The organism is Pseudomonas grimontii, assembly GCF_007858185.1.
In the GTDB taxonomy this organism is placed as follows: domain Bacteria; phylum Pseudomonadota; class Gammaproteobacteria; order Pseudomonadales; family Pseudomonadaceae; genus Aquipseudomonas; species Aquipseudomonas grimontii.
Map to the genome: position 1 here is coordinate 241,202 of NZ_VFES01000007.1, position 12,778 is coordinate 253,979.

Below are 12,778 nucleotides of genomic sequence, written 5' to 3' on the forward strand. Positions count from 1 at the left end.
CCCCGGAACGGGAAGGCCTTGGCTCAAAGACGAAAGGAGCGAGGGAACTTTAGGTTTAAACGAGAATGATTGTTATCTTTCTGTTACAAACCTTATTTTTCCTGAAGGACCACATCGGCCGGATTAACCTTTTTTGGCTTGAGCAAGCTGAAGTCAATCAAGGCCTTTTGCGGGCGCAGGTAGGGGTTGCCGATCATCAGCGGGCGCGGCGTGAAGTTGTCGCTCACGACGCTTTTGCTGCGGTCCAGCTCATTGAAGCTCAGCCCCGCCAGGTCGGCCCAGGTGTGGATCAATTGCGAGCTGCTGTATGGGCGTTGCAAGTCGCCGGCAAATTTCCAGTCGTGGGTTTCACGCCACTTCGGCGAGGCATAGGCCATGAACGGAATGGTGTACATCGGCGCCGTCGGCTTGCCTTCGTTGCGCCCCAGGGTGGCGTGGCCGGCGGAATCGAATACGTCTTCGCCGTGGTCCGACAGGTACAGCAGGAAGCCGTTGGGATCGGTCTTGGCGTAGTCCTTGATCAGGCTCGACACCACGAAATCGTTGTACAGCACCGCATTGTCGTAGCTGTTGTAGAGGGGCAGCTGATCGTCGCTGATACCGGCAGGCACGCCCTGGCGATCGGTGAATTTATCGAAGGTCGGCGGGTAGCGGTACTGGTAGCTCATGTGGGTGCCGAGCAGGTGCACCACGATGAACTTGCGCTCGGCCGGATCGGCCAGGGCCTTGGAGAACGGCTCCAGCACATCGCCGTCGTATTGGCGCGCGTTCTGGTTGCGGTTGTTGTTCAGGTACACCTGCGCGTCGGCCTGTTCGGAAAAGGTCGTGAGCATGGTGTTGCGCTTGGTCATGGTCTGCTGGTTGGTGATCCAGTAGGTCTTGTACCCGGCCTGTTTCATCACGCTGACAATCGATGGTGTCTTGAGGTAGAGATCGGGGTTCTCCTCGTCGGCGAACGTCAGTACCTGTTGCAGGGCTTCGATGGTGTAGGGGCGCGGGGTGATGACATTGTCGAACACCGCCAGTTGGTCGCGCAGCTTGTCCAGCTCCGGCGTGGTGTTACGCGGGTAGCCATAGAGGCTCATGCGCTGACGGTTGGTCGACTCACCGATCACCAGCACCAGGGTCGAAGGCTGGCCGGCCATGGTGTCCTTGAGGTTGGTCAAGGGTGGGATCTGATTGGCGCTGTCGAGCATGCCTTGCATGTTGTCCAGCTGCTCGGTGTAGCGGCGGTAGGCAACGATCATCTGCCATGGCACGGCCGGTTCGATGCGCGATTCGAAGCGGTCGATGGCGTCGTCCAGGGTGTCGCTGCGGGCGATCTGCTTGACCAGCGGGTAGCCGATGATGGCCACCAGGATCGTTGTTGCCGCCAGCAAGGCCTGGCCGCGCGGCAAATACACCGGGCGTACCCGGGTCCACAGGAAAATAGCCACGGCGGTGTGGGCAATGAACGCCAGCACGATCCACCAGGCGAAGTATTGGGTGGCGTACTCGCCGGCTTCAGAGATGTTCGACTCGAACATAATGAAGATGACGCTTTGGGAAAATTCCTGCTGGTAGATGAAGAAGTAACCCAGGCTGGCCATGGAACACGCCCACAGCACCACGCCGATCAGGGCGGCGAGCAAGCGCGTACGACGGGGGAATACCAGCAGCGGCGCGAGCCATATCGCGCTCATGAAGAAGGCTTGGCGAAAACCACTGAAGCCGGAAGTGCCGCTGAGTTGGATCAGCAGTTGGGTAATGCCGGAGAAGTACCAGAAAAACACGAATAGCCAGCCAAGACCGGCCCAATCAAAGCCTTTCGCAGACTTAGTGCTGCGTTCGAACATCGCCATCCAGCGCTCCAACCCGGTAATTTGTCAGTCGACGCGCAGTGCTGCACGCAACATGGGCCACCTTTGCATGGGATGGCCCTTGGGGGCGGGAGTATCGGGAAGGGCGTGTGAAAACTTTGTGAGTTTTTTGTAGCCGTTGTCTTACAAACCGATGACAGGCTCAGCAGAGCGCAGGCTGTGCGCCGGAAGGCTGGTCCAGTTGGGCTTGAACGATATGAGCACGCAGGCGCATGACCTCCTGCTGCAACTGATCGCGTTCGTCTTTCAACTGGCGCAACTCATCACGACGGAGCGTGACGTAGAGGGTCTGTGGAGGACGGGTCATCATCTGTGCTGTGCTCATTGCTTACCTCGCAAATAGCCGGTATGTCGCGGTGTGCCAGAACGCTTGAGTCGAGGTTCTCGGCAACAGTCAGAGCAATTCTGAATTCTTTTTCACGGCAAGGGAACTTTTTTATTTTTGGCGGTCGTGTGACTTTCGATGCGGTGATGGTGAAATGATGGCAAATTTTTTGTCATGAAACTACCTGGATCGGCCTCTGACTAACCCTCATTAGCCTCATTGCGCTATAAACTATGTCACACATTTATTTAGTAGTTGGGAGCATCAGCACATGCAACTGGGGATTATCGGACTAGGCCGCATGGGCGGGAATATTGCGCGGCGCCTGATGCTCAATGGGCATGCCACCGTTGTTTACGACCGTAACGAAGCATTTGTCAAAGGTTTGAGCGAAGAGGGCGCCACCGGGGTTGCCGACCTGAAGGCCCTGGTGGCCGGGCTGCAGAAACCGCGGGCTGTCTGGGTGATGTTGCCGGCAGGCGATCCCACCGAAAACACCATCAATGAACTCAGTGAGCTGCTGGAAGACGGTGACGTGATCATCGACGGCGGCAACACCAACTATAAGGATGACGTGCGTCGCGGCAAGGCCCTGGCGCAAAAGGGCCTGCATTATGTCGACGTCGGTACCTCCGGCGGCGTCTGGGGCCTGGAACGTGGCTACTGCATGATGATCGGCGGCGACACCGAGACCGTGCAGCGCCTCGACCCGATCTTCGCCAGCCTGGCACCGGGCCTGGGTAACATCCCGCGCACCAAGGACCGTTCCGCTTCGGCGGACAAGCGTGCCGAGCAGGGCTACATCCACGCTGGCCCGGCGGGCTCCGGGCATTTCGTCAAGATGATCCACAACGGCATCGAGTACGGGATGATGCAGGCGTTTGCCGAAGGTTTTGACATCCTCAAGACCAAGAACTCGGAAAACCTGCCCGAAGACCAGCGCTTCGACCTCAACGTTGCCGATATCGCCGAAGTCTGGCGCCGTGGCAGCGTGGTCTCGTCCTGGCTGCTCGACCTGACCGCCGACGCCCTGGCCACCGACCCTAAGCTGGACGGTTACTCCGGCTCCGTGGCCGACAGTGGCGAAGGCCGCTGGACCATCGAAGCCGCCATGGAACAAGCCGTGCCGGTGCCGGTACTGTCCACTTCGTTGTTTGCGCGGTTCCGCTCGCGCCAGCAGAGCACCTACGGTGACAAGATGCTGTCTGCCATGCGCTTTGGCTTTGGCGGCCACGTGGAGACTGCCAAAAAATGACCGCCAACGGCAAAAAACTCAAGGCCGAACCTGCTCCACCCACCACCCTGTTTCTGTTTGGCGCCCATGGCGACCTGGTCAAGCGTCTGCTCATGCCGGCGCTGTACAACCTCAGTCGTGATGGCTTGCTGGGCGATGGCTTGCGCATTGTTGGCGTTGATCACAACGCCATCAGCGATGCCGACTTCGCCAAGAAGCTCGAGGACTTTATCCGCACCGAGGCCGCGAGCAAGGTCAAGGGCAATGCGGATAACGCCCTCGATCCGGCATTGTGGGCGCAACTGGCCAAAGGCATCAGCTACGTCGAGGGCGACTTCCTCGACGACAGCACTTACGCCGACATCGGCAAGAAGATCGCTGACAGCGGCACCGGCAACGCGGTGTTCTACCTGGCCACCGCACCGCGCTTCTTCAGTGACGTGGTGCAGCGCCTGGGCAGTGCCGGCCTGCTGACGGAAACGGATGACAGTTTCCGTCGCGTGGTGATCGAAAAGCCCTTCGGCTCCGACCTCGCCACCGCCGAAGCGTTGAACGCCAGCCTGCTCAAGGTGATGAGCGAGAAGCAGATCTATCGCATCGACCATTACCTGGGTAAGGAAACGGTGCAGAACATCCTCATCAGCCGTTTCTCCAATGTGCTGTTCGAAGCGTTCTGGAACAACCATTACATCGACCACGTGCAAATCACCGCCGCCGAAACCGTCGGCGTGGAGACACGGGGCAATTTCTTCGAAAAAACCGGCACCCTGCGCGACATGGTGCCTAACCACCTGTTCCAGTTGCTGGCGATGGTGGCCATGGAACCCCCGGCCGCCTTTGGTGCCGATGCGGTGCGCGGTGAAAAGGCCAAGGTGATCGGCGCGGTACGCCCGTGGTCCCTGGAAGACGCGCGAGCGAACTCGGTGCGCGGGCAATACACCGCCGGCGAAATCGCCGGCAAGCAACTGCCCGGCTACCGTGAAGAAGCCAACGTCGCTGCCGACAGCAGTACCGAGACTTTCGTCGCCCTCAAGGTGATGATCGACAACTGGCGCTGGGTCGGCGTGCCGTTCTACCTGCGCACCGGCAAGCGCATGAGCGTGCGCGACACCGAGATCGTAATCTGCTTCAAGCCGGCGCCCTATGCGCAGTTCCGTGACACCGAGGTCGATGAGCTCAAGCCCACTTACCTGAAGATCCAGATCCAGCCCAATGAAGGCATGTGGTTCGACCTGCTGGCGAAAAAGCCCGGGCCGACCCTCGATATGGCGAACATCCAGTTAGGCTTTGCCTACAAGGACTTCTTCGAGACGCAGCCGTCGACCGGGTACGAAACCCTGATCTACGACTGCATGACCGGCGACCAGACCTTGTTCCAGCGCGCCGACAACATCGAGAACGGCTGGCGTGCGGTGCAACCGTTCCTCGATGCGTGGAAGGAAGACGACGGGATCCAGACCTATAAGGCCGGTGAAGACGGGCCGGCGGCGGCTGATGTGTTGCTGGCGCGTGATGGCCGCACCTGGCACTCGCTCGGATGAGTGATGCAGCGATTCATCCCATCCGTTTTATCCTCAGCGACGTGGATGGCACGTTGCTGCATCCGGATCACAGTCTCAGCCAACGCACCGCCGATGCGGTGATCGCCCTGCGTGAGGCCGGGGTGTTTTTCAGTCTGGCCAGCGGGCGACCGCCCAAGGCCATGCTGCATCTGATCGAGACATTCGGGATCGATGTGCCGGTGGCGGGCTTCAACGGCGGCACCTTGATCAACCCGGATGGCAGCATCCTGGTTGCCCACCACCTGCCGGCAGAGGCGGCGCTGGTGACCTTGGCGCTGTTCTCGGCTGAGCCGGATGTGGAAGTGTGGGTGTTTGCCGACGGTGACTGGCTGCGCCGCGGCCCGCCAGGGCCGGTGGAACCGCGCGAAACCCATGGCCTTGGGTATGGGCCGGTGGTGGTGGAGAGTTTCGAGCCCTACCTGGATCGTGTCGACAAGATCGTCGCTGCGAGCAACAACACCCAATTGCTGGTGGCGTTGGAAGCGCAATTGCAGCCCACGGTACAGGGCTTGGCCCAGGTGTCGCGTTCGCAGCCGATTTATCTGGATGTGACGGCCATGTTGGCCAACAAGGGCGAGGCGTTGAAGACCCTGGCGGCGCACCTTGGGGTGCCGCTGGAACAGGCGGCGGCCATTGGTGATGGAGGGAATGATCCGGCGATGTTTCAGGTGGCGGGGTTGTCGATTGCCATGGGGCAGGCGGAAGAAGCCGTCAAGCGCCAGGCCAGTGTCGTTACCGGCAGCAATGTCGAGGACGGCGCTGCCGAAGCAATTGAGCGGTTTATTCTCGCAGCGCGATAAGCGTCCTAAGTTGCTTGCGCAACTTCCGATCACTGTTTGGCAGTGATCGGAAGTTAGTGTCGCGACTTACTTAGGCATGGCCCAGGACTGCAACTGGTAGCCATCTTTGTCGAGTTCGGCGCGGGCCTGCAACAGCAAGTCTTCCAATTGCGCCGGGTCGCTATAGGTGTTCGACGACAGTTGTTTGCTGCCGATACGGTTGTTGGTGCGGTCGATGACGCTCAGGCTCAGGGCGCCATTGCCATCGTGCCAGGCTACGCACTGAAAGGGCTGGAAAGCACGGTCTGCGATCAAAAGAGCTTCGTTGATGCGGAGCGGGGCGTTCATGTGGGTCTCTCTCTAAATGCCCATTCAAGTGAGTACCGGCGGTTGGGCTGACCGTGCGGCGGGTTACTTGTACTGATGCGCGATGACGGGGTACGGGTCACATGTTAGAGCAACAAATTTCAACTTTTCCTGATTGACGTCATGTAAGCGACTGTTTTGAAAGCTGAATGAGCGTGTTGGCGCTGCGCAACTTTTTCGCTCCATACATTGCTTGGTGGCTTTTTGCCCGCACTTATAGCGAAATGGTACAAGGCCCGCGTCAAGATCTTGCTAGTGTTAGCCCTGGTCGTCACAACACATTGTTTCTAAATAACTTTAACAATTTTGACGCCAAGGAATAGTCATGGTTGTTACACCCGTGCAGCGCCGCTTACTCGTGGTAGACCCCTGTGACGACTGCCATGGCTTATTGCCCGGTTTGCGCACGGCGGGCTGGGAGGTAGACAGCTGTGCCTTGGAGGCGGTAGGTGACCGATCCTGTGACGTCGGTTTGCTGCGGCTACAGCCCTACCATCTGGAGCGTCCGGAAGCGGTCAAGGAGCTGATTGGCCGCAGCGGCACCGAATGGATTGCCGTGCTCAGCCAGGATGTACTGCGTTTGCAAAATGTCGGTGATTTTGTCTGCGAGTGGTTTTTCGACTTTCATACCTTGCCTTTCGACGTGTCTCGGGTCCAGGTCACTCTGGGCCGCGCGTTCGGTATGGCGCGCCTGCGCGGCAAGGGGCACACCCCGGTCGATGAGCCCGAGCATGAGTTGCTCGGCGACAGCCGACCGATTCGCGAATTGCGCAAATTGTTGTCCAAGCTGGCGCCCACCGAGTCCCCGGTGTTGATCCGTGGCGACAGCGGCACGGGTAAGGAGCTGGTGGCCAAGACCCTGCACCGCCAATCCCAGCGCCATGCCAAGCCGTTTGTCGCGATCAACTGCGGAGCGATTCCCGAACACCTGATCCAATCCGAACTGTTCGGCCATGAGAAGGGCGCGTTTACCGGCGCCCACCAGCGCAAGATCGGGCGCATCGAAGCGGCCCATGGCGGCACCCTGTTCCTTGATGAAATCGGCGATTTACCCATGGAACTGCAAGCCAACCTGCTGCGATTTCTCCAGGAAAAGCAGGTCGAGCGGGTTGGCGGCAGCCAGCCGATTCCGGTGGACGTGCGGGTGTTGGCGGCCACTCACGTCGACCTTGAAGCTGCCGTCGCCAAGGGCGCTTTTCGTGAAGACTTGTATTACCGGCTCAATGTGCTGCAGGTGGTCACTGCGCCCTTGCGCGAGCGCCATGGTGATGTGGCGATGCTGGCCAATCACTTTTCACGCTTCTACAGCCAGGAAACCGGTCGCCGCCCCCGCAGCTTCAGCGATGACGCCTTGGTGGCCATGGGGCAACACCCCTGGCCGGGCAATGTGCGTGAACTGGCCAACCGCGTGCGCCGCGGCCTGGTGCTTGCCGAGGGGCGCCAGATCGAAGCCGCCGACCTGGGCTTGGTGGGCGAGCAGGCAATTTCGCCACCCATGGCTACACTGGAAGACTACAAGCACCGTGCTGAGCGACAGGCACTGTGCGATGTGCTCAACCGGCACAGCGACAACCTGAGTGTCGCGGCGCGTGTGCTGGGGATTTCCCGGCCGACGTTCTACCGGTTGCTGCACAAACACCAGATCCGCTAGGGCGGGTAAACCGAAAAGCCCCGCAACGACCCTTATCGTTGCGGGGCTTTTCCTTGTGGATGTGGCGTCAAGTCAATCAGAAGTAATACGGGAATTTCAGGCTGAACGTAAAGTCCGGCGCATCATCCGTCATGCCGATTGCCAGGTTCGGCACGATCGTCAGGTTATCCGACGCGGCAATGGTCATGCCCACGTTGAAATAACCGGCGTTGGCATCGCTGGAGACCACCGATTGCCAGTCGCCACCGTTGGGTTTGAGCCTGCTCTTGCGCTGTACCAGGTCGGACACCGAGAACGACATACTCATCTTCTCGTTGAGAGCGAAGGCCACGCCGACGCCGAACTGGAAGCTGTCGCCCAGGCTGACCTTGCCGCCGACCTTCTGGTTGACGTCACTGCTGATGTCGTCAAACGATTCTTCGAAGTTATGGGTGTAGGACAGCGAGCCAAACAACACGGCTGGGTCGAAGGTCTTGACCAGGGAAATGCCCGGTGTGACCGACCACACGCCATTGCCCGTTGGCAGGCTTTCCGGCACGTACAGGTTGTCGTTGCCGGGTGTATTGATCAGCTTGATACCAAACGGCTCTTTACCCGTAGGCGCCTTGACCCGCACCGACACCACCGCATCCGGCAGGGTAGGGGTTTCGTCGAGGAACTTGTAGGCCACGCCGAAGTTGACGTCGCCAATGGTCGGGTCGCGGGTGACCGACTGTTCCGACGTCGCGGTGCCGTTGTTGCCGGCACCGGCAGACTGGTAAGTCGACTCGCGGTACACCACCGGCACGTTCACGTCGAACTGCCAACGGTTATCGAGGTTGTAGCGCCCGGTCAGGTCCAGGGTCCAGTTATCGGACTTGATCCGGTCCAGGTTGATATTGCCGAGGAAAATCGAGTCCAGCGCCAGGAACCCGTTGAGGGTCAACTGACGGGCGTCGTAGCGGGCATAGGTCACGCCGGTTTCGAAGCTGAACTTGCCGTTGCCGAAAAAGCCGCTGGCTTCGTTATAGAGGTTACTAACGCTTTGCGCCGGGGCAGAGTCGTCCTTGAGGGACTGGCCGTAGGAACTGCCGCCACCCCCTCCTGCGCCACCGGATGCTGCCGCCGCACCCGTGCCCGCGACGGTGGTGCCGTTGGCTTTTTGAAAGTCTGCCGGGGACTTGGCCAGACGTTTGGGGGCCGGGGTGGCCGGTTGATCTTCGACCTGACGCACGCGCTGCTCCAACACGGCCAGCGCTTTTTGCTGCACTTCGTACCGCTGCTTGAGTTCCAGGAGTTCCTGTTTGAGGGTTTCGATGTCGCTATCTGGCGCTGCATACAGAACGGATGCGGGCAAGAGCGTACTTAAACAAATCACAGCACGGAGCGATAACGATCGATGCATGAAATAAGCCGTCCTTTTCTAATGCGTAAGTGTCGACGGTCAGCGTAGTTCAATAACCAAGAGTGCGTAGGGCCTTGAGTTGATCCAGATTGCAGTTCAACGCACCGTTATTCAAACCGTTATTGTTCATCACGACGTTGAGCTGGGTCATGTTATTGACGAAGTTAGTGTTGCCGGTCAGAACCGTGCCTTGCAGCACATTCCCCCCACCGATCTGCTGCAGGCTGTTGCCTTGGTTGTGGTTGGCCTGGATCGCCATCTGCAAGCCGCCGTTGTTGGCCGACACGCTCACGCGGCCTGCTGCGCTGTCACCGGTCACCGTACCGCCGGCGACCAGCGCTTGCCCCGATTGCACGATGTTGGAGGGCGCAAAGCCGTTCTCGACGGTGATGCCCACATTGTTGTAGGCAGTGTTGCCGTCGCCGGCGGTGCGCACGCTTTGTGTCACCCCCTGGCCGCTGCCCAGGCCGGCGCCGCCGGTTACCGTACCGGTGCCGGTGTTCGGGTTCGTGCCGTTGCCGGTCGAGCCAGTGGTTTGTACGTAGAACTGCGGGGTAATGGTCGACGAGTCGATCTGCATGCTGGCCTTGCCGGTGATGCTGTCACCCACGGCATTGGTCCAGGTGCTGCTCATGACAATGCCGAAGCTGATAATTCGCCCCGGCATCACGTAACGGCCGCGCAGGTCGGCCATTTCCGAATCCTTGAGTTCGATGGGTTTGAACCCCGACGAAGCATAAGCGGGCATTGAGGCTGCGAGACACATGACCGTCAGCCAACGGGAAGTGTTCATCTTCTGCTCCTGGAGCGTCCTGCCCCCTTATTGCGCTTCTTAGAAGAAGTCGCTCTGGATAAAACCGAAATCCATCAGCTCGGCATCGCCTACGGGCCTGAACTCATTCAACTTGTTCTTGGCGGTCAGCGGCGTGGGCGGGTCGAGCAAGGCATTGGCCTTGTCGTAACCTTCACCCAGTACGGCGAAGACGATGCCATTCCAGCCCTTGAGGAAGTCGTCACGCGAATAGCGCTTGTGGCCCAGTACCGGGTCGCCGATATAGACCCAGTCCTTGTCGGCGCGCTGCATCACCACGAAGTGCTTGTAGCCACGAATTTCCAGCAGCACCACCACAGGGATCTTCACGGTCACCAGGGTTTCTGGTCCGATCTTGTAGCCCCGGGCACGCATGCCGATGCTTTCGAGGTAGCGCTTCATGTCCAGCATGGAAAACCCCTGGGTACGTACCAGGTCCTGGTCTGCATTGACCAGCATGCCTTTGATGACGTGAGCTTCGTCTACGTCCAGCCAATAACCCTGGCGCAGAATGGTGGCGAGTGCCGCAGCACCGCAGCTGAAATCGGTTTTCTGTTCCACCAGGTTGGCGAACCGGCGTTCACGAATACTCTCGACCTTCTTGTAGATCACTGCACCGCCAGGCATGGCGGAGATCGCCATGGTGCCTGCCCATGTGGGGCCGGTGAGCAGCATCAGGAGGGTGAGGGTCGCGAGGCGCATGATCGTGTGACCTGCTGGACACTGGAATAAAAAAGGGCCTTGTTGCCAAGGCCCCGTTGGATCAGAAGCGCACGCCGCTGGCGCAGACGGTGCAACCTTGACCGATCGACAGGCTGTTGCTGCCTTGGTTGCCCGAGCCGGATTGCAGGTTCACACCCACGTTGCCGGAGTTGCGGTTAACCGAGTTGTCGAGGCTGGAGTTGTTGGACACGTATTGGGCTTTGCTGCCATGGCCATAGCCGTAGCTGGTAGCGGCAGTGTTCAGGTAGCTGTTGGCGAGCGAGTTTTGCTCGGTGTTGGCGGCCGCAGCGATGTTTTTGCCATCAGCGGTGGTGATTGCCAGGTTGTTTTTACCTTGGTTGCCTTGACCGGCCTGGCCGTTGTAGCCCAGGTTGCCGGAGTTACCGTTAAGGGCGTTATCCGCAGAAGCGTTGTTCTGGGTGCCTTTGTTGACGAAGTTGTTCATCGCGCTGTTTTGATTGACATCGACGACCGCGAAGACGGTTGCAAAGTCACCTTTGGCACTGGAGATGGCGCCGGAGTTGTCTGCCTGGTTACCGCTGCCCGACTGAACGTTAACACCGGTGTTACCGCTGTTGCCGTTTACCGAATTATCGGCAGAGGCATTGTTTTCGGTTTTGGTGTCGTCGAACTTGTTGCCGGCGCTGTTTTGTACATCGGTCACGACCGAGGCAACCACGCCGGTGGGTTGAGGCGCAGGGTGCCAGCCACCACCATTTGCTTGAGCAGCAGCAGCCATGAGTGCAGCCAGAGCGAAAACCAGTGGTTTCAGAGCCATTTGAGGTTTCATGGTGTTTCTCCTTGCTTCTAATTAGTTGGTTAAGTGTTGGTACGGTCTAACGAGTGCTACCAAGCGTTTACTTGATAGTGATGCCCAGGGTGTTAGCCACTCGGTTCCCCACCCCGGCACTCTGGTTCACCTGAATCACTCCTCGGCTGCCTGTGAAGGCCTGGTCGCTTGTAACGACAAGGCGGCTGCCAGTGGTGGGGGTGAGCCCTGAGTCGGTTGCCAGCGTCGTCGTGTTCTGTTGCAACAGGACGCTGTCATCGATGCTTTGCGGGCCAGGGTTGATGCTGATCCGCACGGCATTGATTGTTTGGTTATTGGCCCCGGCCGACTGGTTGATGCCCAGTACACCGTTGCCATTGGTAAAAGAGCTGCCCTGGATCGCCGCCTTGGCGTTCAGGGACGGGTCGACACTGCCATCGAGGCGCTGGATGTTGACGTTGGTGGCCTGGCCACCGAGCGCGATGGCGCGGCTGTTGGACATTTGTTGCTGGTTGCCGGCCGCCTGGTTGATCGACACGACACCTTGGTATTGTTTGCCGCTGTTGTTGATCACCGCAGTGTCGTCGGCGAATGCCGGGGCGCTGGCCAACAGGGCGAGGACGAGCAGGGAACGATGCATTACTTGCCCCCCATCATGCTGCCGATGTTGTTCAACGGCGCCATGCCACGCTGGATCGAGTCGCTGATCTGCCCGCCCATGCTGCTGCCCGCACCGTGGCCGGCGGCAGAGCCGGCCCCCAGGGTGGACATGCTGTTTTGTGTGGCGTGCAGGCCGGTCAAGGTGCCGTTGGTCTGAATCGCGCTGACGATGCTTGAGCCGCTGCTGATGCCGCCGATATCCATATCGCTGAGCTCGCCAGTGGCACCGATGATGTCTCGGCTGGGATTGGCGTTGGCGGTGGTGGGGTAGGGGTCTTTACCGAAGGCGGCGCGGCCGTACATGTGAGCCTGTACGTCACGGCCTGTCACGATCACGCCGTCACCTGCAAAGCTTGGAACACTGATGCCGACGCTGAGTACACAGCTGATCAGCAGTACGTTCATTGAACCTTGAGTGAGTGTGACCACGGCGGCATTCCTTATTCGTCGCGCTGACCCTAAACAGCGCTGTAAGGGATAGAGCAGAAGCCGTGCCGCTTTTTATTTACTGTTGTTATTCAATGGGTTGGAGTTATTCGTGGGCAAAGTGATGTCAGTGCTGTTTCATCCCTGAGACACCTACCGTCCAGGCACGCACCCACGGCCGTACCACAAACGATTCACCCAGCTGTATCAGCGCTGTAACACTGCGTAT

The 12,778-nt window shown here is 59.3% G+C and carries 13 protein-coding genes; 4 read left to right on the forward strand and 9 right to left on the reverse strand.

What is annotated here, in order from left to right; all coding sequences use genetic code 11:
• Nucleotides 1–92 precede the first annotated feature (92 nt).
• Together FIV39_RS13775 and FIV39_RS13780 are read right to left on the reverse strand one after the other, a co-directional pair.
• Nucleotides 93–1,841: a phosphoethanolamine transferase CptA gene (locus FIV39_RS13775; protein WP_090405262.1), complete on the reverse strand. Its 1,749-nt coding sequence runs from the start codon at nt 1,839–1,841 to the stop codon at nt 93–95.
• Between the two features lie 160 nt (nt 1,842–2,001).
• Nucleotides 2,002–2,166, reverse strand: a complete 165-nt coding sequence (locus FIV39_RS13780; RefSeq protein WP_222435747.1) for a DUF6026 family protein — start codon at nt 2,164–2,166, stop codon at nt 2,002–2,004.
• Nucleotides 2,167–2,410: 244 nt separating this feature from the next.
• On the opposite strand from FIV39_RS13780, the gene gnd reads away from it, so the two are divergent.
• The 3 genes from gnd to FIV39_RS13795 are packed head-to-tail and all read left to right on the forward strand — an operon-like array spanning nt 2,411 to nt 5,780.
• On the forward strand, nt 2,411–3,439 hold the full coding sequence (gene gnd, locus FIV39_RS13785) for a phosphogluconate dehydrogenase (NAD(+)-dependent, decarboxylating) (protein WP_259193901.1): 1,029 nt from the start codon (nt 2,411–2,413) through the stop codon (nt 3,437–3,439).
• Complete coding sequence (zwf, locus tag FIV39_RS13790; protein WP_090405256.1) at nt 3,436–4,959, forward strand: glucose-6-phosphate dehydrogenase; 1,524 nt, start codon at nt 3,436–3,438, stop codon at nt 4,957–4,959. The genes gnd and zwf overlap by 4 nt, the downstream gene beginning before the upstream one ends.
• On the forward strand, nt 4,956–5,780 hold the full coding sequence (locus FIV39_RS13795) for an HAD family hydrolase (protein WP_090405253.1): 825 nt from the start codon (nt 4,956–4,958) through the stop codon (nt 5,778–5,780). The genes zwf and FIV39_RS13795 overlap by 4 nt, the downstream gene beginning before the upstream one ends.
• Before the next feature lie 66 nt (nt 5,781–5,846).
• Here FIV39_RS13795 and FIV39_RS13800 read toward each other — a convergent pair whose 3' ends face one another.
• On the reverse strand, nt 5,847–6,107 hold the full coding sequence (locus tag FIV39_RS13800; protein ID WP_027606452.1) for a hypothetical protein: 261 nt from the start codon (nt 6,105–6,107) through the stop codon (nt 5,847–5,849).
• A 343-nt stretch (nt 6,108–6,450) separates the two neighbouring features.
• Between FIV39_RS13800 and FIV39_RS13805 the strand changes: the two genes are divergently transcribed.
• The gene (locus FIV39_RS13805) at nt 6,451–7,776 is read left to right on the forward strand and encodes a sigma-54 dependent transcriptional regulator (RefSeq protein WP_090405250.1); all 1,326 of its coding nucleotides are present in this window, start codon (nt 6,451–6,453) and stop codon (nt 7,774–7,776) included.
• A gap of 76 nt (nt 7,777–7,852) precedes the next feature.
• On the opposite strand, the gene FIV39_RS13810 is transcribed toward FIV39_RS13805, so the two are convergent.
• The 6 genes from FIV39_RS13810 to FIV39_RS13835 form a co-directional block, all read right to left on the reverse strand.
• Nucleotides 7,853–9,160 (reverse strand): hypothetical protein, encoded by a 1,308-nt coding sequence (locus tag FIV39_RS13810; protein ID WP_090405247.1) that lies wholly within the window; start codon nt 9,158–9,160, stop codon nt 7,853–7,855.
• Nucleotides 9,161–9,209: 49 nt separating this feature from the next.
• On the reverse strand, nt 9,210–9,953 hold the full coding sequence (locus FIV39_RS13815; protein ID WP_090405245.1) for a hypothetical protein: 744 nt from the start codon (nt 9,951–9,953) through the stop codon (nt 9,210–9,212).
• Nucleotides 9,954–9,992: 39 nt separating this feature from the next.
• On the reverse strand, nt 9,993–10,673 hold the full coding sequence (locus FIV39_RS13820) for a C39 family peptidase (protein WP_090405242.1): 681 nt from the start codon (nt 10,671–10,673) through the stop codon (nt 9,993–9,995).
• 61 nt (nt 10,674–10,734) lie between these two features.
• Entirely contained in the window at nt 10,735–11,484 is a 750-nt protein-coding gene (locus FIV39_RS13825; RefSeq protein ID WP_090405239.1) for a hypothetical protein, read from the reverse strand.
• 67 nt (nt 11,485–11,551) lie between these two features.
• Nucleotides 11,552–12,103, reverse strand: coding sequence for an adhesin (locus tag FIV39_RS13830; protein WP_090405236.1), 552 nt, complete (start codon nt 12,101–12,103; stop codon nt 11,552–11,554).
• The gene (locus FIV39_RS13835) at nt 12,103–12,552 is read right to left on the reverse strand and encodes a hypothetical protein (RefSeq protein WP_090405234.1); all 450 of its coding nucleotides are present in this window, start codon (nt 12,550–12,552) and stop codon (nt 12,103–12,105) included. Before FIV39_RS13835 ends, FIV39_RS13830 begins: the two co-directional genes overlap by 1 nt.
• Nucleotides 12,553–12,778 lie beyond the last annotated feature (226 nt).